Raw genomic sequence first — 25644 nt, 5'->3', positions numbered from 1 at the left:
CTGGCCATGAAAGCAAACTGGTAAAGCCGCAGTCTTACGCAATAAGGCGCTAAGGAGACCGTAAATGGCTGATAAAAAAGCAAACCTAACCCTCGAAGGGGGCTCTGTCGCTGAGCTGGACGTGCTACAAGGCACCCTGGGCCAGGATGTAATCGATATCCGTAGCCTTGGTTCAAAAGGGGTTTTTACTTTTGACCCTGGATTCACCTCAACCGCATCCTGTGAATCTAAAATAACCTTTATTGATGGTGATGAAGGTATTTTACTCCACCGCGGTTTCCCCATCGATCAGTTGGCAACTCACTCCAACTATCTCGAAGTCTGTTATATCCTGCTGTATGGTGAAAAACCCACACAGGAACAATATGATGAGTTCAAAACGATTGTAACGCGTCATACCATGATCCATGAGCAGATTACTCGCCTGTTTCATGGCTTCCGCCGTGACTCCCACCCTATGGCCGTCATGTGCGGGGTAACCGGTGCGCTGGCTGCGTTTTACCATGACTCTCTGGATGTGAATATTCCTCGTCACCGTGAAATCGCGGCGTTTCGCCTGTTGTCGAAAATGCCAACAGTGGCGGCGATGTGTTACAAATACTCCATTGGGCAGCCTGTCGTTTACCCACGAAATGACCTCTCCTATGCTGGTAACTTCCTGCATATGATGTTCGCCACACCGTGTGAAACTTATGAAGTTAATCCGGTGCTGGAACGTGCAATGGACCGCATTCTGATTCTGCATGCCGACCATGAGCAGAACGCATCGACCTCAACCGTACGTACCGCAGGCTCTTCTGGTGCCAACCCCTTCGCTTGTATTGCTGCAGGCATTGCCTCTCTTTGGGGACCTGCTCACGGTGGCGCGAACGAAGCCTGTCTGAAGATGCTCGAAGAAATTAGCGCGAAAGAACACATTCCGGAATTTGTACGCCGTGCGAAAGATAAGAATGACTCTTTCCGTCTGATGGGTTTTGGGCATCGTGTTTATAAAAACTACGATCCTCGCGCCACTGTAATGCGTGAAACCTGCCATGAAGTGCTCAAAGAGCTGGGTATGAAAGATGACCTGCTGGAAGTGGCAATGGAGCTGGAACACATCGCGTTGAACGACCCGTACTTCATTGAACGTAAGCTGTACCCGAACGTTGACTTCTATTCGGGCATCATCCTCAAAGCAATGGGGATTCCGTCTTCAATGTTTACGGTAATTTTCGCAATGGCACGTACCGTTGGCTGGATTGCACACTGGAGTGAAATGCACGCCGAAGGGTTAAAAATCGCCCGTCCGCGCCAGTTGTATACCGGCTACACCAAGCGTGATTTTACGTCAGACTTGTCATCCCACTAAGGCAATCTTTTTGCCTGTTGTTGTGGTAGCAAAAACAAAGCCCCAAATGGGGCTTTGTTTTTTGTATAATCGGTTGTAAAAGTTACAGCCAGTCACTGTCACCTCACGCCGTTATTGTTTTCCACTTGTTCCGCTAACCCGGCTTTCCAGCTGCATGTTTATCAGGCTATAACGGTATAGAAGTTGCCTGATGTGCAGTTCGGTTTGTAACTGTAAAGCGCCAGGCTGGGTACTGGTGTTACCTGCCTGCGTCAACTGGCGCAACCGCTCTTCAGCAGGAATATGCAGGCGGAATGCCTCTGTGATGGCGAAAACCTGCGACTTCAGTTCACTGACCGTCATGTACTTGCCGCGCTTTTCATCCAGAGCATTGAGCTGGTCAGCCAGGCGTTGCAATTTTACCATTCCGTCCTGCCAGTTAGTTAACTGAGGCAACGGCATGGCACTTGCTTCCGCCTGTTGCTGCCAGTCACGTATCATTGGCTCTACCGCCGTATTGTAGGGCAACAATAATTCGGCCTGTGATAATAGCTGCCGGGCATACTGATGTTGCCAGCCCGGTGGCAGTGTTGCCAGCCAGCCGAGTTGTTCACGAGTTTGTTTTACCAACTTTTCGCTGCCATGCGGTTTTGCTACCACATACTGGCTAAGTGCCACTCGTTGTTCTTCAGGCACGATACCGGGTAACGGGGCCAGTGAGGCGTTCAGTTGTGCCAGGCCTGCGGGTTGTGTATTCAGATAGCGCCACCCCCAGCTAACCACGCTACTCAGCAATAATGCAGTGCATGCGCCGCTCAAAAACAACCACAGGTTATGATGCTTTACTTTTCCTTGAGCGGGCAATGAATCAACATCCACGACCGGCTCGTGGGGCACAATGTAGACCAGACGTTCTCTGGCCGGGCGCAAAGGTTCGGCAAACTGTGTCACCGCCTGGGCAGGCAACACGATATCTTGTGCAGATTGACAGCCACGCGGCATATTCTCCAGCCGGGTAATTGCCTGTTTTATCTGTTGCTGAAACGCTGCCAACTGACTGGTCTGCCTGAGTTCATGGCGGCCCAGTGTATCACTCAGCTCATCCAGCTCTTGTTGTGCCCGGTAGAGCTCAGAAAGATCATCGGGAGACCGGTAAACCTGAGTGCGAAAGACAGCCTGCAGGCGCTGATTAAGGCCAGTCACTATTTCCATACGGGCATGCACACTGGCGGGCCACATCACAGACCATTGATGTGCGGCCAGTGCATTAATCAAGGCAAGCCCTTCGTTCATGCCCACCAGGCCGGCAATGTGCATACGCGCAAGCGTATACCATGTCGCACTCTGTAATTCGACACCATTATGTTCAAATAACCGCAGGCAGAGCATTTCTGCCGTTTGCCAGTTCACATCAGGCCGGGCAGGATGGGTGAGTTTCATCATTTCATCACGCAAAGCTACATAATCAGGCAGTGAGCGTGGATCGCTGCCTGTACGAAGGTATTTTCGGGTGTTCACAGATACTGTTCCGTCAGTGGTGAGAAAAACTTATAGACCAGGTGAGTTGTTGATGAAGCGCCGTTGTTTAAGATGCCTGAGCAACACCTTGCCTTCTGGCATAAACTGGGTGCCATAGCGCACCAGACCAATATCTTTCAGTTCGGCATCAATGGCGTAGCACAGCTCCCCGGGTTGCACCTGATCCAGCATAACAACGGTTATCTTTTTCAGGCGGGGTTCATATTTCAGCAAAACAGCGGAGAGGGTACTCATTAACTGGTGGGCTGTCCCTGGCATACCCTGCAGAATAGTTGCCATATCGGGTAATCCATAATCCGGTAAATGCGCCAGTGTGCCTGCCCGGCAATTCAGGATACGTTGCATGTTGTCCAGTACAGACAAAATAACCTGGTTTTCTTCACTCACCTGGTGCAGGTCAAACGCTCCCGTAAAATTACCGCAGAGTATTTCATAAAGTGACGGGGAATGATGTTGCTTTTTCATCACTCAGTCATCCTTAGCGGGCAACAACCGCAGGCTGTTCGCGCCCAGCTCAATGATGCGCGCACTATTTACTGACAGGGATTCACGCTGAATGATGAGTTTCCAGTGGTTATTTTTGTGTTCAGGTTCGCGAAACAGACCTGCGACACCCACAAATTTTGCTCCGGCTTCCAGCGGCATATCCAGCATAGCATCACCGCCCGGCTTAACCACAACATCCCGGGTTGCCAGTAAATCCTCTTTAAGACTGTTTTCACCATCGCGCAGTAATTGTTCATAAACTATCTTTTCAAACGCCTGGCTGTCTTTGAGTTGATAAACCCGCACAACGACAGGCTCTGAAAGTGAATTGCTCTCTCGTGAATCCGTGTTCAGGGCCTCACGGGCGGTAAAATCCAGATGCAGCACTTTGATTTGTTTGTAGAAAACTGCGTTAAATGCAGATTTACTTCCATCTGTAACGCTTTGCGTTAAACCACACCCGGTAATGCCCAGTGCCACAACTGGCACAAGATAAAAAGTTTTATTAAGAAAATTGATACCTGACACGTCGACTTCCCTCTCGTTGTGGTGCGGGTTGCAGGCCGCTGTAATAGCCTAAAGTGGTGGTAAAAGTTTGTGGAATATCAGCAGGCAATACCTCACCTTCGGCTCCCAGAACACCATTGATACCTAACCATAATGGCGCTTCGCCCAACGGGTGCATACTCAATGCTTCTGTGCAAACTGTCAGGAGGATTTTGGCTTTAAAACGCCACCCAAGGTATACGCGCAACATAACCAGAAAATCCTGATACAGCCGCCCATCCGGCCTCCAGCCCTGCGCCTCCTGGTGATTTCCGGTGCACAGTGTTATCAACAACTGGCTGGAGGCGTCCATCACTTCATCACCCAATGGCATATTGCCATCCAGCAACATATCCTCTTCGCCATAAAAACCCGACGGATGGCTGATTGCCACCGGACGCAGGCAATAAGGGCTAACTTGCGCGACTGTTTCAGGTGCCAGCAACGTGACCAGTGCCTGTATTCCTTCCTGGGTTTTTCCAGGCTGGCGCAGGATGCCCAACAGCGCTAAAAAGCGCGACACAGGCGTACCAATATGCTTCGCCATACCGGGTATACCTAACCCCACCAGGCCCAGTAACGACTGTGAAATATTGTCAGTTCCGCCTGGCTCGAAAGTGGTCGGATACGAATATTTACGCCAGATACGGTAAAACTGAGTGAGAATCCGGTGGTTGAAGATATCCAGAAACCCTTGCAGTGCTTCATGCCCTTCACGTTGTTGCGTGATGTCGTCGAGGTACGCGGTTGGCAAGGGGGAATCAACGCCATACAGGCCCATAAATGTTGTACGAATAACCGGTGGGTTTTGGCTGCCCTCCTCATCATATTCAACACACTTTAGTTCACTTACCGGAAACCCCATACCAGGATGAGGGCAAAAACGCACCGGGTCATCGGCGGGATGGCTGGTTGTGCCTAATGGTGGGTTGCCCGGCTGGTTTTTCTCCAGTAACTGGCAGAAACGGTAAAAGTTTATCCGGTTCAGTTCTGCTTCCAGGCGAGGGCTCAACCTGGAATATGGCGGCTGTGTTTCTCTTCCCATTCCAGGCGTTCTCCGGTTGGTTGCAAGGTGATTACCAGGCGATTAAACAGATAGATGTCGGTATACAAGGCAAAGAAGCGGCTTAACATTTCGCCAAACAGGCAAATATCCCCTCTTCCGGCAAAACCATGACTGTCGAGTGTTACCTCAATTTGCACGCCACGAACCAGGTAACCTTGCTCAAAGCGTTCGGTTTCTGAATGCTTAACATCAATGATGGCCTCCAGCCTGCGTCGGTTCATCTCGCTGTGAGTCCATTCATAAAGCGCCAGCGTGCCGCGTAATACTTCTGCGTCATCCATCATGGATAAGAAGCTGCTGCCAAGGTGGCTGAGAATGCGCCAGTGAAAGCGGTCCTGCTCGGGTGGGTAACAAGGGAGCGTGGGTGCGCACAGATTGGTTACCGTGATACTGACAGCGGTCGCTCTCATCACGGTATCCAATACCGTACTTTGCAACGCCCGGCGTGGCAGTTGGCCATTTGTTCCGGTTAACGTGAGGGACAGGCTTTCATCTGTGGGGACAGTATGGCTATCAAATGCCTCACCCCCCAGAATCAGCCAGGTGTTATGCAAACCGGATGGGCCACGACGAACGCGGGTATGATAATAATACTCAGGTGCCTCATGGCACATCATGCCGCCTTTATGGCGGAAGCTTGAGAATGGCACATAGGTATGTGAGCTGGATGAGGTTACCTCATCGACAGCGTAAATTTCTGTATAACCGTCCTGAATCCGCATTGGCGTTAACAGGTATTCTGTTTGCAGAGAATTTATATTGAGCGGGTCTGACTCCAGCCGAAACAAATTAATAACGGGTACACAGTTCAGGCGTATGTGTTTTTCAGTAAAGCTGAAATCATGCTCCCACCGCCGGGCCAGGAGAACCTCAACCTCAAACCATTGCAAATTCGGCGGGAAGTTGACGGTTTCCAGGCCACGCAAGCTGGTGAACATGAATTTTTCACGGAAGGTAAAATATTCCAGTAATAACTGATAACCACTAAAGCTGCTATGGCTTTTTGGCCACAGGTTATCATCATCAAAACCGTAAGCAGTGAAATATCCCCTCAGTTCACGAGCCTCACTACCATCCGATAACTGTAACCATATTCGGTCCACATTCATGGTAAATGCCTCGTGCATTGCACAGGCCAGCGGAGCATCCGCATTAAAATAAAGCGGTAGTTCACTCAGGTTAATATGGCTCCAGTCTGCAAGGTTACTACAACTAAAACGGAAATTAATTACTGAGCATCCATTCTGATTGGTTTTCAAAGAGACCTTTTCCAGCGAGAGTGGGTACAGACTCAGTTCGCGGGTAGTGGTGTAGCAGCACTGAGTTCCCTTTTCGCCTATTGGACGGGAAAGCACTTCAAAACCTTTACGGATCTGGTGCCTTTCCTTCATTTCGCGCCAGTCAGGGGAAAACTCGACGATAGATAGCGAAGGAATAGTGCGCAAATAGTGAGGCCACAACAGGCTGACCAGCCCTTCTGTCAGTTCAGGCAGGTCATCATCCAGTTTTTCCCGTAACCGTCCCATTAAAAATGCGAACCCTTCAAACAAGCGTTCAACATACGGATCACGGGCACCGGATTTATCAAGATTAAGCATGGCTGCCCGGTCCGGGTAAGCCCGGGCAAATTCTTCACCCGCTTCTTGCAGGTAACGCATTTCAGCGTCGTAATAACGCAGAGTTAAATCATCCATAATATTTTCTACTTGAGTAATAATTGTAAGTCTTCACTAACCATCTTTTGTTTGTGAAATATAAAAAAACCAACTTGCAACACTCTCAGGGATGGCAAAAAGATTCACCACATATAGTTTATAAAAATAAAAAATTGATTATTAATTTCAATTAAAAACAATAATCAGCTTCACAAAAAATACATTTCATTTATTTTAGCTGTAAACATCACAGCAATTGAATACCATAAAATAACACTACAGCGCACAGCAATACTCTGATTCACTCATAAGTATCCAGCGGGAGTGAAGAAATGAACCGAGCTTTACACGGGCAGGTACTGAAACTTTCAAGGGTACCTGCCAGCTTTCGCCCATGCAGCGTGTCATTTAATATTCCTCCCTGAATCACATAAATAAAAGGAGTCAGACCACAAGAAACCTTATCGCCCTCACGCGCAACTGGCATACCAAGTAACTGGTGATCCTCTGCCCCTTCTATAATTCTTCCACCACAGGTTGTCCTGTCGCCCATTACCAGATAATGGCCTTTAGCCATAACTCATCCTTTTTTCAATTAATTGCCTGTGTATTCAATGGCACAATACCGCAGCCCTGGCAGGATCCAGCGCAATCAACCCGGACAACAGAGTGTCCATCTCTGCCTGAAGGCGCAACTTATCTGTTTCATTACGCCCGGCTTTTGCCCGGAGTAACCTGACCCAACGGGCTTTAACTTCAAACATAAGTTCAGGTATCCACTGGTCAAGGGTGAGCTCACTGGCTCGGTTATCCAGGTCACTTAACAAATGCAGTGCCAGTTCATTTTTATTGTACTGCTCGGCTACCCTTGCCATCAGCAGGCGGACCATCCAGCGGTCTTTGACCGAAGTAATGCCTGGCCGTAATTGCAGCCAGTTTAATGCTGCTTCAACGCCTTCGGTATCAGCGAGTTGTATCGCTTCAGCCTCAAGCTCCAGTACTGTATCACTGGCTAAGTCTGGCGCATTAACTGGCTCTTCTTTCCAGTTGTCAGGTTCCCCCAGCACAGTGGCGTTAATCCAGCTCAGTGTGACTTCATCCGCAAAAGGCGTGCCATCGTCAAAGGCCAGGGTTTCCAGCCCGGGAAGCCGGGTTAGCAATCCCTGAAGATCACGGCAAATAATGTCGGCCCGAACAGTGTCGTTATCCATTTTGAGCAGGGCTTGCCAGATATACCACTGCACATCAAGCCACAGGTGGTTAACCCCCTGCGCCTGTAAGCTATCTGCCCGCTCAAGTAATTCGTTCCAGCTTTGCTGAAGATAAAGGCGCTTCAGATGTGCCCGGTTATCCGGCTTTGGCGGCACCAGGCGTGTGCGGCCTGCTGAATCCAGCGGCGGTAAGGTTGCCAGCGTGTCCCAACGGATACTCTTTATCAGGTGATGCCCTGCAAGCCAGCCCCCGGGCTGATCACGCAGGTATGCTGCCAGCACTTTGGCCTGATCAAGCAGATCGCGCCCCGAAGAGACCGAAGACATAACAGGTGCCGGAGATCTCGTGGCAGGGATGCTATTAGTCTCTTCACGGCTGTTCTGCGGCACAAGGCTACTGGCTCCACCGCTTTGTTCCAGGCGCTGGTTTAACCCCTGGTATAGCGGTGCCAGCACTGGCCGTGACGGCACATCTAACTGCACAATCGCCTGCTCCACCAACAATAAAGCGCCTGTAATACGTGGCATCACGGCCATATCAACTTCGGGGTACAGCAACAGGCTGTCCATAACCTTGCGGCTGGTTAACCATTCAAGTGCCGATTTCCGGGTGCGTTCGCGCAAAGGATGCAGACGGGTGCCATATCGCTCAAGCATGCCCGCCAGTAATTCAAGCCCTTCGGCAAAGCCAGTTTCTCCATCCTGATGTAAACGCGCCCAAACATAAAATGTGATTACACGCAGGTCTTTACTGGTAGCGGTAAGTAGCTTTTCGGCAAGCTGGCAAATCAGGGCGGTGTCTGTACCGGTGAGTTTATTAACTTCATCGCGCATCAACTGGAAATCATCGTCATAGCCCGAATCACCCCCAGTTGGATCGTTTTCATTGATTGGTTGTATCCAGCGTTCCCAGTCAACAATATGCGACTGTGTTTGTGCTCTTAATGTCTTTTCGTCTGTACCACAGGCGGAAATAAGATTCTGGAGGTTGCTCATTCTTCAGTTCCTTGCATCACTACGCTGTTGCTGGCGCCAGGGGCGTTTGGGCTGGGGGTATGCGGTTCCACAATAAATATTTTTTCTGGCAACCGGAAACCCCGCAGGGCTAACAAAGCCAGCGGTCCTTTCCCCAGTTGTGAACGTAATACCCACTCCAGCTCCCGGCCATCCGGTGCTGTGAAACTTATCATCCACTCGCTGCGGCTAAGCGGCCTGCTTTTTCCCTGTTCCAGCCAACGGACAAGCCCCCAGGTACCGGTATAATCACCAAACAAGCGAGTGCCAGCCCGGGTTGATGCCCATGTCAGCATCAGCCCGGGCTGGTATGTTTCTCCCGGCCACCGGAAAGTATGCCAGTCGGCCATTTGGTTAAAGTAGTGCAGTTGCTGGCCATCAATGGTCAGGCGAGTTTCCACTACATCCGGTGCCGGACGCGCCTGGAGTTCAAAGCGAATACCTTGCTGACCATTGGTAAACAGGATCTCTGCTAACTGGTTCAGTTGGTTTACTGCTTCCAGAAAAGCCGGGTCGAATGCCAGCCCCTGGCTGTTCGCGCTATCGGGAACCCACCGGCTGCCCTCCTTGTGCAAGACACCACCCAGTTGTGTGGACAAGAAACGGTCAATCCGCCCATTGTCAGCGCGAATAAATTCCGCCAGCATTGGCAGTGACACCTCACTCTTACTGTCTGCCAGTGGGTAACGCCCACCAAAAGCGGTCTGCCAGTCGGCCACCACAGAGCGTTTCCAGTGACCATTCAGGCTGATGGCTGACGGATGCAGAACCGCTTCCCATGCCCGTGTCAGAGGCTCCACAAAGACAGTTCTACCAAAACCGCTCCACTCTTCCCCCAGGCTCGCGGCCATCAGGCTGCCATACTGGCGCGTATCTGTCAGATCCACACTTTTTCCCTGAAACACGGTTTGTGCCAGGGACTGCATCATTTCCTGTGGGTCTGGCGCTGCAGCCACTTGTTGCAGGCGCAGGCGCACCCGCGTAATACGGGTCAGCCAGGTTTGCAGGCTTAAGCTGCTGTCTGCGCTCATCACGCCAGTGCCACCTGAAATGCCAGACAGCGCCAGTAAAGGACCAAAAGTATCATCCAGCGGCCCTTGTGGTTCGGCGGCAAGTTGGTCTATAACAGGTCCTGGCCCACTGGTCAGATTTTTAACCGGGCGCAACAGAATGCCTGATAACCCTTCTCCCTGCCGCCCTGTCTGGCCCTGCCAGGCAAGCGTGTTCATCAGGGCAATAACCGGAGACTGGCGGACATCACTTATCAGGGTCAGTTGGTCGGTAACATCAGCAATTGTGTTTGCCGGTGTCAGTTGAAGGCTATTGAGAAAATTCAGCCAGGCCCCGGCGAAATCAGTAAAATACCGTTGTGTGAGCCGGGTTTTCAGGGCTTCCGGTGAGATATCTGCCAATACACTGTTCCGCCCGTCACTCAGAACCCAGTCAATTTCTTCTCGCCTGGCATTCGCCGCACTGTCAATGGCCTGTGCAACACTATTTTCCCAGGCCTGGCGGGTAAACATTCCCGGAACCACTTCCCGCGTTGAGAATAATCGCCCTACTTCTGTACCGTTTGTCATGTCTTCCAACGTGACATCTGCCACATTACGCCGCACAGCCAGCAGAATACCGTTATACAGGTTGCTTTCCGCGCTACGCTGCCCCACCTGTTGTAACAGCACCTGACGGCTCCAGGTCACCAGGGCATTGTCGGGCGTAATTGCCCAGCCAGGCTGAGATGGCAGCAAATCCATCCAGAACGCCCATAAATCCGGCGCCAGTGCCTGCCACAACCCTTGAGACAAACCGGGCTGTGCTGGCTGTACGCTTGCCATGACTTCGGTAAAAAAGGCGGCATCCACTCGCTCAGGCCGGGACATCATCAGCCAGGCTTTTAGCTGGTCATAGCCGGATTTGGCCAGCTCCGCTCGTTGGTTACTGTCCGGAGGGGTATTCACCAGGGTACGTAATGCCTGTGCCAGCGCCTGGCTGGCTGAGTCACGTATCAGGTGGTTATTCGCCCTGCCGTAATAAGGTAGCAGCGCATCCAGCAAAGGCTGGCTATGATCCAGACCAAAACGCCAGTACAAAGGCGCGCGCTGCTGGATGTGGTATTGCAAGCGCCCGGCATCGTTACGCAGGGCGTGCAGAGCAGTGAGCTGAGCATCTGATACTGGCGAGTTGACATCCAGGGCGTGAGCACGAACAGCAACGGTGGAAATATGGTGGTAATTGACCGTTGCTGAAATCAACAGGCCAGTGAACCAGACACCACACAGAGCAGCAAGGCTCCATGCAAGTACCGGCTCCCATGGGCGGCCCACCCGAAAACCACGTACCCGCGCACAGCCATTCAACACCCCCTGCCAGGTTGGTGGCAACACCAGCGCATGAGGATGCAATGGGACAGTCTCCTTACCACCATTTTTTTCCACAGGCTCAGGCTGGCTGAACATCACCCCTCTAAGTGAAATGCGCGATGACGCACCCTGCAGCCAGGGGATCAGTTGAGCCTTCCATTGTGCGCTGCCCCCTTGCCCCAGTTGCCATGCCAGGCGCAGCAAAAAATCATATGACCAGTTACTTTCCACCTGCGACAACCCTTGCTGGCGTAACTGCGGCAACAGTGTATTTAGCTGTGCTTCCACATCTTCCGGCCTGGCATTGCGCGGCAGGGTTATTCCCACTGCCTGTGGTTCTCTGCCTTCCTGCGGCCATGCACTGGCACACAGTTGCCACAGCCAGACAGGGGGAGAATAACGCAGGATTTCACTGATCTTTTCCAGGCTACGCAGGTCGGTGTCACTACGCTGGGGGGTCAGAGACTGAGTGGTGTCCAGCACCCGGATAATGGCGTCCAGTGGGCGGAAGCGGCGCAGTTTACGCAAGGCATTAAGCTTTTCAGTATCAGGCAGGCTATCCAGATTACCGCCGTATATCAGCACGGTACCATTACATTCCAGCCACTGGTTTTCCTTGAGCCCTGGAACCAGGCGACTGACAGCACCGTCATCACCGGTAATCAGGAGCAGGCGGACTTTGCGGTGCCAAAATGGCCCGGAGCGATTTCGCAGATAATCACAAATTTCGACATTTATAGAACATGAAGTATCTGCTGACCTCTCGTTAGTGGCTATTGCTATATCATCTCTTGGAGTACTATTTCTCTCAGACAAAAAGTCATCTTTGCCTCTTTTATAAAAGATTATAAACATTAAGATACAGACAACAGAAAATATAATGATGCTTACTCTGAGATTACTTTCCCAACTATGCCACGAAGGTGTATCACGAATAATACCTAGCCACCCCGGATGAAAAAGAACAACATAATAGAGCATACTTCCAGCGAGTAAGACACTGGTTACTACAAACCAATAAAGTCTGTCATTTCCTTTGAACCATTTTGTTATTTCTTCCATTACGTACTGTCCTTAGTAATAAAACATGGTGAGATAACCATTCCCCAGATATTCGCAGAAGCACTTTCCTGTATAATTAAAAAATGATATTCAGGCTTTTGATTCACCGATTGCGTTGCTGCAGCAATAGCCAGACTCATACTGGCCTTACCGGGTCCGCCTATGAAATCACTAAAATTGTGAATGCCTTTTTTCCGGTCAATCTCTGTTAAAAGCTCGTTCTCAAGTGAGTGCATCAGTACCTGACACTCATCGGTTCCCCCTAAAACACCACTGATCCAAAGATGTTTAAGTTTATCTGCATTAACAGGCACCCAATCTAATGCCTGAGTGATCATATTATTTTGATAATCTGTGTTTTTTAATACAAGTTCAGGTCTGTGGATAATCGCCAGTGGATGTATTTTTTGTTGCGTGAGTCTATTACCTAATAATATACCGCTGATTACTTCAGCAGACATTGCCGTATGTTCAGGCACGTACTGTAATCCAATAATCAGTAATACCGCTTTGCTGCGAATGTTATTATCAAGCCAGTCATCAATTACCTTAGGACCAGACCCATTAATAGATGTATAAGATTGCTGTATACCCACTGCTTGCCAGGCCTGTGACCATAAGTTATCAAGTTTATCATCTGCTATTGATGATGATGCTTCAAATAACAACATAACAGGATTACTCACAGGCAACTGAGAGAGGGGAATGGCTATTTTTTTTGCCAACTCAGCAAATAATACACTGATATGATGTTCTTCATCTCTTCCTTCAGACCTGGCTAACTGGCTTAAACGAATATTATCTTCCCCTCGCCATGAACACTGAGGGAAAAGTACGTTCTCATTATTCAGAAGATTGTTGATTGCTGGTGTAAATGGTGTATCTATAAATGAATGAGCGGTACAATACTCAGCCGCCAGGATTTGTAATGATCTGCGCCCACGGCGAACCTCCTGGAGAATAACCGCCTCTCTCTGCTTGTCCCATGCATTAGCAGATACATGCTTTAATGAGAAGACAAAAAACACGAAATAAAAACCAGAAAAAACAAAAAACGCAGGTACTAAAATAAAATAAAAACTACCCACAAGGTTCGTAAAGAAATACAAAATAAAAACATACACAATCACAAGAAAAGAAAACAAAATAAGCCATCTTTTAATTTCTGGCATTTTGGGTCGACAACTCACATCAGGTATTTTTTTCAAATCAACAGGCATAGTTTCATCTTAAATTGAGTAAACAAAAACACTCGACTAAGTGGTACATTTAAAGAAACAATTCAAATACAGCGAACACCATATAAAATGATGCACATCACACATAAAAGTGAGCTACACCCGTGATATCGTGGTGGACTCCCGCTCCATGGCTTCCGGCCAGGCATCGGCCTTACGGGGTTGCCAGAAGTCCGGGGTTCCCGCTTCGCGCGGCGGTGGCAGTTCATCGTCGTGCTGCATGTACATGCACAGGTAACTCCAGATTTGGTTCAGTTGCTCCCGTTCCCCCCACTCTTTCGCCAGTACAAAGCGTTCCACCACCTGGAGCGTGCCGGGTTCACACAGCACCCCATACAGGTGGTAACCACGGATACCCGGGGTGCTTTCAAAATGAACTTCTCCGTGGATATCTGCCCAGTTATACACACTGATACGGGTTATGGCCTTCCGCCAGGGCTGCCAGGGCTGTTTATAGTTATACACATAGAGTTTTTGCCGCTTGCGGTTCAGGCGTATTGGAAGACTGCGAGGTTCGATAAAGAAAAACTTCAACGCTGTAAGTATTAATGAAGAAAATGTCAATGCAGGAACGATTGACATCATATAACGTTCGATTAAAAAAAAGAGGGATATAAAAATAACAGCACAAATAACAAGTAAAATTGTGTATGGAATAAACATCCACCATATCACCTCAATCCGGTAACGGGGCACTTCCAGGTAAATATCATTCCGCTCTGTCAGCCAGCGCAGTTGCGGCGGCACCAGCTGGGGCTCATGGTTTTCCGGCAGGTCTTCACACCAGTTATTGTGTTTGGGGTGCAAACGGGGTTTCGGGTAATCAAACTGCATAAAAGACATGGTTATTCATCCTTGTTAGCGCATCAGTCTATATGGGTGGCCAGTTGCCGGTGTGTCTACGGTGTGCTGGTGGATTCCCGCTCCATGGCTTCCGGCCAGGCATCGGCCTTGCGGGGTTGCCAGAAGTCCGCGGTTCCGGCATTGCGCGGCGGTGGCAGTTCATCGTCGTGCTGCATATACATACACAGATAACTCCAGATTTGGTTCAGTTGCTCCCGCTCCCCCCACTCTTTCGCCAGCACAAAGCGTTCCACCACCTGGAGCGTGCCGGGTTCACACAGTACCCCATACAGGTGGTAGCCGCTGATACCCGGGGTGCTTTCAAAATGGACTTCTCCGTGGATATCTGCCCAGTTATACACACTGATACGGGTTATGGCCTTCCGCCAGGGCTGCCAGGGCTGTTTATAGTTATACACATAGAGTTTTTGCCGTTTGCGGTTCAGGCGTATTGGCTGGCTGCGAGGTTCTATAAAGTAGGTTGTAAGGCCGTATTTTATTAATATGGAAAATGCAATGAGAGGTAAAGGAATCAATATATAAAACCCCATATAAATTCCTGTAACAATCATAAAGAACATTAAAAAAAACAGACAATATTACTGAAAAAATAACCCCCCCCCCACATCACCTCAATCCGGTAACGGGGCACTTCCAGGTAAATATCATTCCGCTCCGTCAGCCAGCGCAGTTGTGGCGGCACCAGCTGGGGCTCATGGTTTTCCGGCAGGTCTTCACACCAGTTATTATGTTTGGGGTGCAAACGGGGTTTTGGGTACTCAAACGACATAAAAGACATGGTTATTCATCCTTGTTCGCGCATCAGTCCATATGGGTGGCCAGTTGCAGGTATTCGTCCGGCAGTGCTTTATCCGGCCACCAGACCACCGACAGTTCCGCACGCTTAAAACGGGTGGTATTAAGGGGAAAGGTGCCGTCCAGTTGTAACCCGTGGGGCTCCGGCTTTTTCTGCTCACCGTTTTTTTCCGGCTGTAAGCCCGCTGTCGTGGCATTGTCTTGCGGGCAGGTGCCGTCTGATGCCGGGCCCTGAACAGGTTGTTCTGGCCGTGCCCTCCCTGAGTCATCCTGCCGGCCCGGCTCCGGTGCCTGTTCCCGGGTAAACCAGGTTTCCGCCAGCGTGGTGGCGGCAGTGACCTGCCTGACCGGTTGGGTATTCGCCGCCATGACATCCGCGCGGGAATACTGTAGCCGCAGGGCTTCATAGGTTTGCGGCTGTAGTGGTGGCAGGTTACCTTGCTGGTCTGCGGAGGCACTGCATGCCAGCACCTGGCGTATGCCCCCGTGGGTGATACCCGCCAGTTCCACCCGCCAGGCGGAGTTTTCCGGGTGGCAGTCTGCCAGAATGACCCGGGCCGCCAGCAGACGGGTGCCCGGTAATGGAGCCGCTTTGGTCAGCCCGGCCAGCCGCTCATAACGCAGTTGCGCCGACACCCCGCTGGTTAGAATCGCCAGCGCGTCCAGACACTCCTGCAGGTCTTCCAGGCTTTCCGGGTGCCAGACCGGTTCGCGTTCATCGCACCTGTTACGGTTACCAAAGCAGCAGTGACTCAGCCAGCGCTCCAGCGGGGAGCGGATATAGCGGTTGCCTAATGCCACCAGGGTGGCGGCCAGAATACCCAGGGCAATACACCAGCCTACCGGGCCAAACAGGGCTAAACTCCCGGTGTAGCTAAACCATCCAATCATCAATCCTGAGATACCTGTAATAAGAGCCGCGCCGGCATAAAGTGCTCCTGCTGCTTTATCCCCTGACTGCCAGGCTGAATAAGCTCTTAGCCCCAGGGCAATTCCTTGAATAACTGTTGCCAGCCCGGCGACTATACCAGCAACTTTAAGTAACGCCTCTCCCTTGTTAAACAGGTTCAGTACCGCCGCGCTCTGCCCCACAATTTCCACAGCTGACGCCATCAGTATCAGCACACCGGATGCCAGCGCCATTTCTGCCTGAGTGTCACCGGGCATCGCACTTTTCAGGGCCGCCAGATTATCGGCAGTGGCGCTGACCATCACCCCGGCCAGCACCAGACCCAGTATCCCGCTCTGCAGGTGCGGAGAAAGCCGGGCCTGCGCCCGGGCCACACGTTTTATCTCCGCATCACTGAGGGCGATATCACCGTTTTTCAGCGCACTGTTCACCGCCTCCGGGGTCATCCCCGTTATCCCGGCCAGCAGCTCCGGGCTGTTCAGTGGCAGTGCCAGACGTACCCTGATTCTGCGGTTCAGTATCTCCGCATCCGTTATCTGTGGCGGGTGCCGGGCACTGGTGGTGCGGGTAAACTGCCCGTCCGGGGCCGTGCGGGTGGTCCATAAAGGCCGCCCGTGGGCGGTTAACTGGCGGCGGACCAGTGACTGAAAGTCCCGCACCGTCATCTCCCCGGTAAAGACCCCCACACCCGGGCCGCCGGTGGTGGCACTGCCCACCGCCATCACCACCCGCTCCACCCCGTTTCTGACCCTCCCGGGCAGGGTATGGCGCAGGTGAGCAAATGCCCCGTTCACCGCCGTAACCAGGCTCGCCACCTGGCGCTGGTACACCTCACTGTTCACAAACTGGCTGACTTCACTGCTGGTGAGGGCCGATTTCAGGTCGGCATACGAAAACAGCCCGCTGAACACCCCGGCAGACACCTTCGCCCCTCCCAGCATGGCCACAAACAGCGGGCTGGCCGGGTTTTCCAGCCAGGCCCGCCAGCCGGAAAAATCCGCGTTGCCTTCTGCCTGCCCGCCCCGCCCTTCCGGCATGTCTTTATGTGGCCCGCCATGCAGGCAACTGGCCAGTGTGCGCAACAGAAACGACCAGCTGAGCACACTGCGCTCCGGTGCATAGTCGTCCTGCATTATGCCCTGCCAGGCGGCAGAGCCCTGCAGCCGCGCCAGGTCCTGCCAGATGGCTGCAATACGCCGGTGATGGCTGCCCACCATGCTTTCATATTCACGGGCAAACTCCGCCCGGGCAGGCTCATGATAAAACCGCTCCATCCGTCTTAACGCTTCATGCGTTCTGAGGGCCACCTCCACCTCACGGCTCACGCTGAACGAGCCGTGGTAACCCGGCGTGGAAAACCCTTTCAGTTGCGGGTCATTATGCACCCGCAACCGGGTGCCTTCACGGAGTGCCAGAATGCTTTCCGACACCATCAACTGGTGAATCACCCTCTTTTGCCCGGTGTACGCCGCCAGCGCGTCCGTCACGTCCAGCCGGCTGTGGTTTAATTCCTGTACCACCCCGACAATGTCATCCAGCACCACGGCACTGACCGGCGCACCGTACTGTTGTTCCGCACGGGCAAGGTGCATTCCCAGTACCCGCTGTTTTTCCCTGTTAGTACGCGGGTAAAATCCGTGAGCCCCGCCCGGAGTGCCGCCACGGCCGGCCACCGACGGGAAGGATTCCACGGCAAACTCAGCGACCTGGGCTTTCAGGGTGTCCAGGGAAGGCTCCAGCACCCGGTGCCGGTGCGGCTGCGTGGCGCTCACCTGCCCCCCGGACAGGGTCAGTTGGGTAAAACGCGCAGACGGGCCGTTTTTGCTGCGCCAGGCATCCAGAACATCCATGCTCCACGGGTCACTGCTGAATGCCATGCGGATATCCGTGTGATGGGGTGCAATGGTGATAAAACTGGCCAGGATGTCATGGTGCTGTCTCCGGCAGGCGGTATTCAGGGGCGGGATGTCCGGGCTGGCCGGCATCTCTTCCACATTAAACTGGCGCAGGTACCCTTCCGGGGTCACCTGGTACCCCTGCCAGATTTCCCCGTCCAGCAGTACATAGACGTACCCGCCACGCAGGGTGCGCAGGGCGTATTTGAATTCCCCACCCGCCAGGGGAACCGCCTGCTCAGGCACCGCCGGGCGCCAGGCAGGATGCACCAGAAAAGCGGGCACGGCTGCCACCCGCAACGGGTATATGGCCACACCCTGCCGGCTGCAGGCTTTACAGCCGGACGGCGCTGCCGCAGCCTGGCGTGCTGCAAGTGCATTACGGGCAATCTGTTCTTTGATATTCATCGCCGGAACTCCTTTCCGTTAACGGCCCGGCAGGATGCAGGGCCCTGAAAACCCCAGCCCGGTAAACGGGTTGTGGACTACCGGGCGGCAGAGGCAGGACTGAGGGAAATCAGCAAAAATCATTAAGCCGGATGCAGCCTACAACATAAACCCGTTAATCCGTCAGGCGGAAATAACGAAGTAACAAGCAGTTAATCCGGAGCAGTAGCTGGTAAGCAAGCTGTAACAGGGTGTTCCGAATGTTCAACGTGGTCATTACCCGCAATGACGGGGAATATTCATACCAGGCAGAAGGGTAAACAGATAAATGTTGAGTATGAAAAAGGGCCTTCAAAGAAGGCCCTTTTTTTCAAATAAACCAGTCAATGCTGGCTGACAACCATACCGCGCACCACGTTACGACAGCAAAGTAAAAGCAATGGCACCAACAATCGCGCCAGTGGTTCCCAGAATGGTTTCCATCATGGTCCAGGTTTTCAGGGTTTGCGCTTCAGATGCACCGGTAAACCGGCCAAATAACCAGAAGCCTGCGTCGTTTACATGACTGACCACAATAGATCCACCCGCAATACAAATCGACAGGGCGGCCAGTTGTGCTCCAGAAAAATTCAACTGACCGATAACCGGCATTACCAGGCCGACTGTTGTCAGGCAGGCAACTGTCGCGGAGCCCTGGATAATACGCACTGCTGCTGCCAGAATAAAACAGGTTACCGCAATGGGCAGCCCCATCCCGGTCAGCGCTTCACCCAGAGCCGGGCCAACGCCTGAATCCACCAGTACCTGTTTAAACACACCACCGGCACCAATAACCAGCAGGATAATCCCGGCAGGCTGCAGGGCCTGGCCACAGATATCCATAACCTTCTCTTTCGGCATCCCCTGGCGTACAGCCAGGCCATAAATGGCAACCAGGCACGCAACCAGAATCGCGGTGAACGGATGACCAATAAATTCGAACCACTCATAGGCAGTTGACCCCTGCGCCACAAAATGTGCGGCAATGGTTTTCAGGCCTACCAGCACCAGCGGTAACAGAATCAAAGCCAGACTGAAACCAAAGGAGGGCAGTTTACCTTCCCCCAGGTGTGGCTCAGAGACATCATCGGGCACTTTCAACTCAACATAACGGCTGATGAAGTTACCCCAAAGTGGCCCGGCGATCAGCATCCCCGGAACAGCTGCACACAAGCCAATCAGGATCATCCAGCCAAAATCAGCATGCATCTGGGACGCCAGCAGCATAGGCGCAGGCCCCGGCACCAGAAATGCCGCAGCGGCAGCCACACCAGCGAACAGTGGAATAACCAGCTTCACCAGGTTAGTGCCAGTATGGCGTGCCATAGAAAACGCCACACTGATTAACAAAACAATAGCGACTTCAAAAAAGAGGGGTAACGCACACACCAGGCCCGCCAGGCCGATAGCAAAATGCGCACGGTTATGACCAAACGACTTCAACATCTTGACGGCAATCTGGTCAACCGCACCGGTTTCAAACAAAATTTTCCCAAACATCGCACCCAGCGCAACGACAACCGCCAGGAACCCGAGGGTACCGCCCATCCCTTTCTCCATGGTAGCCGCAATTTTATCCAGCGGCATACCCGAACACAGGCCAGCGCCCACAGACACAACCATCAATGCCAAAAACGCGTGCATACGCGCTTTCATAACCAGGAACAAAAGCAAAAGAACCGCGCCCACCGCGGTTAAAACGAGTGTTAATGTACTCACTTGGCACTGCCTTTATTGATTTGTGCAATTGTGCTGGCTACTACTCCATCCAGTGGCTGATCGATATCAACCACCAGCACATCGCGTTCTTCGGCATGAGGCTCTTCCAGAGCTTCGAATTGAGTCACCAGCATTTGGGGTTTGAAGAAATGACCTTTGCGCGCTTTTAAACGACTTTCGATCAGTTGGTAATCCCCTTTGAGGTAAATAAACGCCAGGTTTGGGTTACCTTCGCGCAAAATATCGCGGTAGCGTTTTTTCAGAGCAGAACAAACAATCAGTGAAACAGCATTGGTTCGCTGCATTGCGAAAGCTGCGTCATTAAGCGCTTGCAACCATGGGGTACGGTCATCGTCATTCAATGGCTCGCCAGAGGCCATTTTCAGGATATTGCGGCGTGGATGCAGAAAGTCGCCATCAAGAAAGGCAGCCTGCAATTTATGGGCAACTTCACTGGCAACGGCGGATTTACCACTGCCAGAAACGCCCATCAGGACATAGACACGGTTTTCAGGATCAATAGTGCTCATAGCGTAACTCCGACTGGCACAGACTAAAATGTTACGGGTAACTGTTATCGGTAACATTTTCAGCTCTGGCTGCTCAATAAGCAATAACCACAATCAGTGAAAGCTAATAAGTGTGAGCTACATCAAATATTGATTTTTTCAGATTGATCCACCAGGAGATAAGGTAAAGCCCAGATCCAGCATCCTTGGCGACACTATTTCGCCACGAATTCGAGCTAACAGGCGCTCGGCACCAATCCGTCCCATGCGTTCACGCGGAGTTAGCACACTGGCCAGACGTGGTTCCATCACCTGGCCAATATCATGACCGTGAAAACCAGCAATAGCCATATCTTCAGGAATACGCAGGCCAAGGCGCTGGCATTCAAATGCCGCCCCTACTGCCAGGTCATCGTTAGTACAAAAAATACTGTCCAGCTTCGGGTATTCGCGCCGCGCCTGGCGCAATAACTCACTCCCGGTGGAATACGAAGAAGATTGCTCAACCATGACGCAGTAAGGCACCAGGCCGGCATCCTGCATGGCCTGCTCATAACCACGCTGCTTCATTAAAGTACGTTCATCAAGCCTTGCCCCGAGGTAAGCCACATGTTGATGACCGCGCTGAATAATCGCCGCCGTCATCTGGCGCGCTGCTTCAAAGTTATCAAACCCTACTGCGATATCGAGACAAGGACTGATGCTGTCCATCATTTCCACCACAGGAATGCCAGCCACTTCAATCATTTTCAGTGTACGTGGAGTGTGTGTGCGCTCAGTCAGAATCAGGCCGTCAATATTCCACGACAGCATGGATTCCAGGCGTTCCTCTTCCAGTTCGGCTTTATACCCATAGTGTGCCAGCATCGTTTGGTAGCCATGGGCATCAATCACACTTTCGATACCGCGTAAGACTTCCGCAAACACCTGGTTGGTTAATGAAGGCAGCATCACACCAATGGCACGGCTGGTTGAATTCGAAAGGATATCCGGTGCCCGGTTGGGTATATACCCCAGTTCATCCAGCGCTGCGGCAATTTTGACGCGTAACGCTGCAGAAACCTGTTCCGGGTTGCGTAAAAAACGGCTGACCGTCATTTTGGTCACGCCGACTTTATCTGCCACATCCTGTAGTACCGGTCTTTTCTTTTTCATGTCCTGTGCACACAATTTGTTATTGACAGTAAAGTTTACCATGAAAAAGGCCCGCCTTGCGTAAACAGGGCGGGCCAAAAAACACGAATCAGATTCAGACTGGCGGCAAATCGAACAACAGAATTTCACTGCCTTCGCTGGCATGAACAGAAAGTGCCTGTTCATCCCAAATTGCCAGCCCGTCACTGGTTACCGCTTTAGTGCCATTAATAGAGACTTCACCTTTTACAACCTGAATCCAGATACGGCGGTCAGCGGCAATCTGAAACACGGATTGCTCATCTTTCACCAGCGCCCAGCGCCATAGTTCCATATCCTGGTACACTTTCAACGACCCGTCACGGGCATCCGGCGATAACACCAACTGGCGGCCCTGAGCGGCATCAAAGCGGCGCTGCTCGTAACGTGGAGTAATTCCCGTTACTTCCGGAATAATCCAAATCTGGTACAAACGCAGCGCTTCAGTCGCACTCGGGTTGTATTCAGAATGGCGAATACCGGTACCCGCACTCATAATCTGGAACTCACCTGCCGGTACTTGTTCTTTGTTGCCCATACTGTCCTGGTGTTCAACTGCACCTTCCAGGACATAGGTCAGAATTTCCATATCTTTGTGGGGATGGGTACCAAAGCCCTGGCCTTCATCGATAACGTCTTCGTTAATCACCCGCAAAGCAGAGAACCCCATAAAATCAGGATCGTAGTAATTTGCGAACGAAAATGTGTGCCAGGAATCCAGCCAACCATGGTTTGCATGCCCACGGTCCTGTGCTTTACGTAAATAGATCATGTTGCCCTCCTCATCAGTTGCATTCAGTTTAGGGGGCAACCGCCGGGGAAGATAGAGGGTGAAAATTGACGCCTCTGTTCAAAAAAAATGAATAATACAATCCCTTTGAGGCATGATGATAGCCGTTATAAATGGCGTCAGGATCGCTGAGTGTCATCAATTTTGCTGAAGCAGTGAAAAACGGTCGGAAGGTGAAAACAGGATAAAAAAAAGCCAGCACCCGGCTGGCTAAAGTAATACTGGAAGCAATGTGAGCAATGTCGTGCTTCAGGTTTCATCGAGGTGTCCCCTGAATGCAACGCAATAATAATCATTATCATTTGCATCTGTCCAGTTTTTTTTGCAAAAAATGGCAGTTGACCTCACAGGAAATCACAATAATGCTAACGAAAATCAACTAACAATGGAGAGGAACAAGATGAACGGGCCAGAAATACGCCAGGCTGAACCCACTGACGTAGCAGCATTACTGGGCATTTACCGCCAACCAGAGGTGTATGAAAACCTGCTTCAGCTTCCTCACCCCTCCACAGCTTACTGGCTGGAGCGCATTACCCACCCTCAGCCGGGGCAAAGGCACCTGGTGGCCCTGGTCGATAACCAGGTTGTGGGGCATATGGGGCTCACTGTAAACCCCAACCCACGGCGCAGCCATGTCGCTACATTAGGGCTGTGCGTTGACCCCGGCTTTCGCCAGCAAGGTATTGGCAGAGCACTGATGCAGGAAGCCGTAGGGTTATGCGATAACTGGCTGCGTGTCACCCGTATCGAATTGACAGTATTTGCCGATAACCAGCCAGCTATTCGGGCCTACCAAAGAGTGGGGTTTGAACAGGAAGGCCGGGCGAAAAACTTCGGGTTGCGTAACGGCATTTATGTTGACGCATTATTCATGGCACGCAATAAACCGGCATAGTTGAGATAACACGGAAAAACCAGCGTCCGGGCCAGGAAAAGGATAAACTTATAGTCTGTTTTCAGGAGAAATCACCATGAAACGCTATCTGATTCTGGCGCTGTTGTTGCCTGTTACTGCAATGGCAGTTCCGCTGAACACCACAAATAACCCTAACCAGCCGGGGTATGTGAACCCCAGCCAGCAACGGGTACAACAAGAAATGCGTACCCAGCAGATGCTGCAGAAAAGCCAGTTAAACCAGGCTGCAACAGCCCAGCAGCAACAGCAGCAACAAAAACTGCGCCAGCAATTAAACGGAGCGCAGCAACGCACCCAGCAACAACCGCGTTAATTTGTATTACCTGGCTCAGGCTCCAAAGCCTGGGCCAATTTGTTCCAGGTTATCGGTACAGATGCAATCCACACCCCATTGCATCAGGGTTTTGGCACGTTCCGGGCGGTTTACAGTGTAAACAAGAATACGCAACCCGGCGGCTTTCAGGGCGGTAACACGTTCTTTATTTAACAATTTATGGTTGAGGTGAATGGAAACACATCCGAGGCGAGAAGTCAGTTCCTGCCAGTTATCTTCCCATTCATCCAGTAATAACCCGCGTGGTAATTCCGGTGCGGCAAGCTGAGCCGCAGCCAGCGCTTCAACAGAGAATGAGGAAAGCAACGGTGTCGCCATACCCGACCACAGTTGTTGTACCGCCAAAGCAACCTCTTTACCTGTCCGGGTTTCCACTCCAGTGGTCGGTTTTATTTCGATATTAACCATCACAGAGTGCTGGCGGCAACGCTCCGCGACGTCACTCAGACGAGCCAGCGGTTCTCCGGCAAATGCTTTACCAAACCAGCTCCCGGCATCAACCTTACTCAGTACATCCCAGTTCATCTCCCCGGCAACCCCCCAGGCGTTACTGGTGCGCTCAAGTGTGTCGTCATGCAGCAGGAAAATTTCACTGTCGTGAGACAACTTGGCATCACACTCAAACATTTTGAACCCGTGAGCAATGCCCAAATCAATCGCCGCCAGTGTATTTTCTGGAGCCAGTTTTCCCCCACCACGGTGTGCGACAATGCGGGGATAAGGCCAGTGACTCATAACCGTTGTCCTGTTTCGCCATCAAAGAAATGCAGCCGGTCTTCCGGCAGGTGTAGCCACAACATAGAACCTCGCTGCGGCCGGTTTTGGTGATCCAGGCGGATTATCATTTTTTGCTCCCCCCAGCGCCCGTGAGCCAGGTTATCAGCGCCCAGCATTTCCAGCGTATCCATGACTAATGGCAGACCACCTTCAGCCTGAGAGCTTAACGCAATATGCTCAGGGCGAATACCCAGTGTCAGCGGTTTACCTGCAAGTGAGGCCAGGTTGCGACCTACAGGAACAGCCATGCCTCCCGGTAACTCAAAACGGTATCCATCGTTGCTGACCTGCCCTTCCAGCAGGTTCATGGCTGGTGAGCCAATAAAACTGGCGACAAAGCGGCTGGCCGGTTTTTCATAGACCTCTACTGGCGTGCCGATTTGCTCAGCAATGCCTTTATTGAGCACCATCACCCGCTGTGCAAGGGTCATTGCTTCAACCTGGTCATGGGTCACATACAAACTGGTGGTATTTAACCGTCGGTGTAATTGCTGAAGTTCAAGACGCATCTGCACCCGTAACTTGGCATCCAGGTTAGAAAGGGGTTCATCGAACAAAAAGACCGCCGGATCGCGCACAATTGCCCGTCCCATGGCAACCCGCTGGCGTTGCCCGCCAGACAGCTCACGCGGGCGCCGTTTTAACAACGTATCCAACTCCAGAATCCGTGCTGCTTCCTGCACTTTATGGGCAATATGTTGTTTACCCATGCCACGTATTTTCAGGCCCCATGCCATGTTCTCTTCCACTGTCATGTGCGGGTAAAGCGCATAATTCTGGAACACCATAGCAATACCACGCTCACTGGGTTCCAGTTCTGTCACACGCTGGCGGTCAATCCAGATATCGCCGCTGGTCACCCTTTCAAGACCAGCCACCATGCGTAACAAAGTGGATTTACCACAACCAGAAGGGCCAACCATCACAATAAATTCGCCGTCTGCGACATCCAGCGTCAAGGGCCGGATAACCTGCGTTTTGCCGTCCCAGCTTTTGCTGACGGCCTGTAGTTTTAATCCTGACATG

General features: G+C 51.7%; 22 protein-coding genes. 3 read left to right on the top strand and 19 right to left on the bottom strand.

Features of this window, described 5'->3' with window-relative positions; translation table 11 throughout:
- Positions 1–64: 64 nt before the first annotated feature.
- A complete protein-coding gene (locus MPHASIOC01_RS01990) occupies positions 65–1351 on the top strand; it encodes a citrate synthase (RefSeq protein WP_353613837.1) in 1287 nt (428 codons plus the stop codon).
- 111 nt (positions 1352–1462) lie between these two features.
- Here MPHASIOC01_RS01990 and MPHASIOC01_RS01985 read toward each other — a convergent pair whose 3' ends face one another.
- The 17 genes from MPHASIOC01_RS01985 to MPHASIOC01_RS01905 form a co-directional block, all read right to left on the bottom strand.
- Positions 1463–2848, bottom strand: coding sequence for a VasL domain-containing protein (locus tag MPHASIOC01_RS01985; RefSeq protein WP_353613836.1), 1386 nt, complete (start codon positions 2846–2848; stop codon positions 1463–1465).
- 30 nt (positions 2849–2878) lie between these two features.
- The gene (tssE, locus tag MPHASIOC01_RS01980; protein WP_353613835.1) at positions 2879–3334 is read right to left on the bottom strand and encodes a type VI secretion system baseplate subunit TssE; all 456 of its coding nucleotides are present in this window, start codon (positions 3332–3334) and stop codon (positions 2879–2881) included.
- A gap of 3 nt (positions 3335–3337) precedes the next feature.
- The gene (gene tssJ / locus MPHASIOC01_RS01975; RefSeq protein ID WP_353613834.1) at positions 3338–3883 is read right to left on the bottom strand and encodes a type VI secretion system lipoprotein TssJ; all 546 of its coding nucleotides are present in this window, start codon (positions 3881–3883) and stop codon (positions 3338–3340) included.
- Positions 3861–4946, bottom strand: a complete 1086-nt coding sequence (tssG, locus tag MPHASIOC01_RS01970) for a type VI secretion system baseplate subunit TssG (protein ID WP_353613833.1) — start codon at positions 4944–4946, stop codon at positions 3861–3863. Before tssG ends, tssJ begins: the two co-directional genes overlap by 23 nt.
- Complete coding sequence (gene tssF / locus MPHASIOC01_RS01965) at positions 4910–6661, bottom strand: type VI secretion system baseplate subunit TssF (RefSeq protein ID WP_353613832.1); 1752 nt, start codon at positions 6659–6661, stop codon at positions 4910–4912. The genes tssG and tssF overlap by 37 nt, the downstream gene beginning before the upstream one ends.
- Positions 6662–6923: 262 nt before the next feature.
- Complete coding sequence (locus MPHASIOC01_RS01960; protein ID WP_064596972.1) at positions 6924–7199, bottom strand: PAAR domain-containing protein; 276 nt, start codon at positions 7197–7199, stop codon at positions 6924–6926.
- 34 nt (positions 7200–7233) lie between these two features.
- Entirely contained in the window at positions 7234–8829 is a 1596-nt protein-coding gene (tssA, locus tag MPHASIOC01_RS01955) for a type VI secretion system protein TssA (RefSeq protein WP_064596970.1), read from the bottom strand.
- Positions 8826–12269, bottom strand: coding sequence for an ImcF-related family protein (locus MPHASIOC01_RS01950; RefSeq protein WP_405027750.1), 3444 nt, complete (start codon positions 12267–12269; stop codon positions 8826–8828). The genes tssA and MPHASIOC01_RS01950 overlap by 4 nt, the downstream gene beginning before the upstream one ends.
- Entirely contained in the window at positions 12269–13489 is a 1221-nt protein-coding gene (locus MPHASIOC01_RS01945) for a hypothetical protein (RefSeq protein WP_353613830.1), read from the bottom strand. The genes MPHASIOC01_RS01950 and MPHASIOC01_RS01945 overlap by 1 nt, the downstream gene beginning before the upstream one ends.
- A 114-nt stretch (positions 13490–13603) precedes the next feature.
- The gene (locus MPHASIOC01_RS01940) at positions 13604–14350 is read right to left on the bottom strand and encodes a DUF6708 domain-containing protein (protein ID WP_353613829.1); all 747 of its coding nucleotides are present in this window, start codon (positions 14348–14350) and stop codon (positions 13604–13606) included.
- Between the two features lie 56 nt (positions 14351–14406).
- A complete protein-coding gene (locus tag MPHASIOC01_RS01935) occupies positions 14407–14901 on the bottom strand; it encodes a DUF6708 domain-containing protein (RefSeq protein WP_353613828.1) in 495 nt (164 codons plus the stop codon).
- A gap of 29 nt (positions 14902–14930) precedes the next feature.
- Entirely contained in the window at positions 14931–15149 is a 219-nt protein-coding gene (locus tag MPHASIOC01_RS01930) for a hypothetical protein (RefSeq protein WP_353613827.1), read from the bottom strand.
- Positions 15150–15172: 23 nt separating this feature from the next.
- Entirely contained in the window at positions 15173–18379 is a 3207-nt protein-coding gene (locus MPHASIOC01_RS01925) for a T6SS effector BTH_I2691 family protein (protein ID WP_353613826.1), read from the bottom strand.
- A 396-nt stretch (positions 18380–18775) separates the two neighbouring features.
- Entirely contained in the window at positions 18776–20116 is a 1341-nt protein-coding gene (gene gntU, locus MPHASIOC01_RS01920) for a gluconate transporter (protein ID WP_064597897.1), read from the bottom strand.
- A complete protein-coding gene (gntK, locus tag MPHASIOC01_RS01915) occupies positions 20113–20703 on the bottom strand; it encodes a gluconokinase (RefSeq protein WP_369936970.1) in 591 nt (196 codons plus the stop codon). Before gntK ends, gntU begins: the two co-directional genes overlap by 4 nt.
- A gap of 81 nt (positions 20704–20784) precedes the next feature.
- A complete protein-coding gene (gntR, locus tag MPHASIOC01_RS01910) occupies positions 20785–21780 on the bottom strand; it encodes a gluconate operon transcriptional repressor GntR (RefSeq protein WP_064598072.1) in 996 nt (331 codons plus the stop codon).
- A 94-nt stretch (positions 21781–21874) separates the two neighbouring features.
- Complete coding sequence (locus MPHASIOC01_RS01905) at positions 21875–22570, bottom strand: pirin family protein (protein ID WP_064597892.1); 696 nt, start codon at positions 22568–22570, stop codon at positions 21875–21877.
- 418 nt (positions 22571–22988) lie between these two features.
- Between MPHASIOC01_RS01905 and MPHASIOC01_RS01900 the strand changes: the two genes are divergently transcribed.
- Together MPHASIOC01_RS01900 and MPHASIOC01_RS01895 are read left to right on the top strand one after the other, a co-directional pair.
- The gene (locus MPHASIOC01_RS01900) at positions 22989–23486 is read left to right on the top strand and encodes a GNAT family N-acetyltransferase (RefSeq protein WP_064597890.1); all 498 of its coding nucleotides are present in this window, start codon (positions 22989–22991) and stop codon (positions 23484–23486) included.
- 76 nt (positions 23487–23562) lie between these two features.
- A complete protein-coding gene (locus MPHASIOC01_RS01895) occupies positions 23563–23820 on the top strand; it encodes a DUF2756 domain-containing protein (protein ID WP_064597888.1) in 258 nt (85 codons plus the stop codon).
- 15 nt (positions 23821–23835) lie between these two features.
- On the opposite strand, the gene ugpQ is transcribed toward MPHASIOC01_RS01895, so the two are convergent.
- The gene (gene ugpQ, locus MPHASIOC01_RS01890; protein WP_064597886.1) at positions 23836–24576 is read right to left on the bottom strand and encodes a glycerophosphodiester phosphodiesterase; all 741 of its coding nucleotides are present in this window, start codon (positions 24574–24576) and stop codon (positions 23836–23838) included.
- On the bottom strand, positions 24573–25643 hold the full coding sequence (locus MPHASIOC01_RS01885) for a sn-glycerol-3-phosphate import ATP-binding protein UgpC (RefSeq protein WP_064597884.1): 1071 nt from the start codon (positions 25641–25643) through the stop codon (positions 24573–24575). The genes ugpQ and MPHASIOC01_RS01885 overlap by 4 nt, the downstream gene beginning before the upstream one ends.
- Between the last annotated feature and the right edge of the window lies 1 nt (position 25644).

Origin of the sequence: Mangrovibacter phragmitis (genome assembly GCF_040429585.1) — a bacterium.
GTDB classification, from domain to species: domain Bacteria; phylum Pseudomonadota; class Gammaproteobacteria; order Enterobacterales; family Enterobacteriaceae; genus Mangrovibacter; species Mangrovibacter phragmitis.
The sequence above is the reverse complement of the archived record's forward strand: the minus strand, read 5'-3'. Positions and strand labels throughout refer to the sequence as shown.

What these genes read in the sequence shown, in the direction of transcription:
- MPHASIOC01_RS01990 (WP_353613837.1), top strand. Translation starts at nt 65, where the DNA reads ATGGCTGATAAAAAAGCAAACCTAACCCTCGAAGGGGGCTCTGTCGCT.
- tssE (WP_353613835.1), bottom strand. Translation starts at nt 3,334, where the DNA reads ATGAAAAAGCAACATCATTCCCCGTCACTTTATGAAATACTCTGCGGT.
- tssG (WP_353613833.1), bottom strand. Translation starts at nt 4,946, where the DNA reads ATGGGAAGAGAAACACAGCCGCCATATTCCAGGTTGAGCCCTCGCCTG.
- tssF (WP_353613832.1), bottom strand. Translation starts at nt 6,661, where the DNA reads ATGGATGATTTAACTCTGCGTTATTACGACGCTGAAATGCGTTACCTG.
- MPHASIOC01_RS01960 (WP_064596972.1), bottom strand. Translation starts at nt 7,199, where the DNA reads ATGGCTAAAGGCCATTATCTGGTAATGGGCGACAGGACAACCTGTGGT.
- tssA (WP_064596970.1), bottom strand. Translation starts at nt 8,829, where the DNA reads ATGAGCAACCTCCAGAATCTTATTTCCGCCTGTGGTACAGACGAAAAG.
- MPHASIOC01_RS01950 (WP_405027750.1), bottom strand. Translation starts at nt 12,269, where the DNA reads ATGGAAGAAATAACAAAATGGTTCAAAGGAAATGACAGACTTTATTGG.
- MPHASIOC01_RS01945 (WP_353613830.1), bottom strand. Translation starts at nt 13,489, where the DNA reads ATGCCTGTTGATTTGAAAAAAATACCTGATGTGAGTTGTCGACCCAAA.
- MPHASIOC01_RS01940 (WP_353613829.1), bottom strand. Translation starts at nt 14,350, where the DNA reads ATGTCTTTTATGCAGTTTGATTACCCGAAACCCCGTTTGCACCCCAAA.
- MPHASIOC01_RS01935 (WP_353613828.1), bottom strand. Translation starts at nt 14,901, where the DNA reads ATGGGGTTTTATATATTGATTCCTTTACCTCTCATTGCATTTTCCATA.
- MPHASIOC01_RS01930 (WP_353613827.1), bottom strand. Translation starts at nt 15,149, where the DNA reads ATGTCTTTTATGTCGTTTGAGTACCCAAAACCCCGTTTGCACCCCAAA.
- MPHASIOC01_RS01925 (WP_353613826.1), bottom strand. Translation starts at nt 18,379, where the DNA reads ATGAATATCAAAGAACAGATTGCCCGTAATGCACTTGCAGCACGCCAG.
- gntK (WP_369936970.1), bottom strand. Translation starts at nt 20,703, where the DNA reads ATGTTACCGATAACAGTTACCCGTAACATTTTAGTCTGTGCCAGTCGG.
- gntR (WP_064598072.1), bottom strand. Translation starts at nt 21,780, where the DNA reads ATGAAAAAGAAAAGACCGGTACTACAGGATGTGGCAGATAAAGTCGGC.
- MPHASIOC01_RS01905 (WP_064597892.1), bottom strand. Translation starts at nt 22,570, where the DNA reads ATGATCTATTTACGTAAAGCACAGGACCGTGGGCATGCAAACCATGGT.
- MPHASIOC01_RS01900 (WP_064597890.1), top strand. Translation starts at nt 22,989, where the DNA reads ATGAACGGGCCAGAAATACGCCAGGCTGAACCCACTGACGTAGCAGCA.
- MPHASIOC01_RS01895 (WP_064597888.1), top strand. Translation starts at nt 23,563, where the DNA reads ATGAAACGCTATCTGATTCTGGCGCTGTTGTTGCCTGTTACTGCAATG.
- ugpQ (WP_064597886.1), bottom strand. Translation starts at nt 24,576, where the DNA reads ATGAGTCACTGGCCTTATCCCCGCATTGTCGCACACCGTGGTGGGGGA.
- MPHASIOC01_RS01885 (WP_064597884.1), bottom strand. Translation starts at nt 25,643, where the DNA reads ATGTCAGGATTAAAACTACAGGCCGTCAGCAAAAGCTGGGACGGCAAA.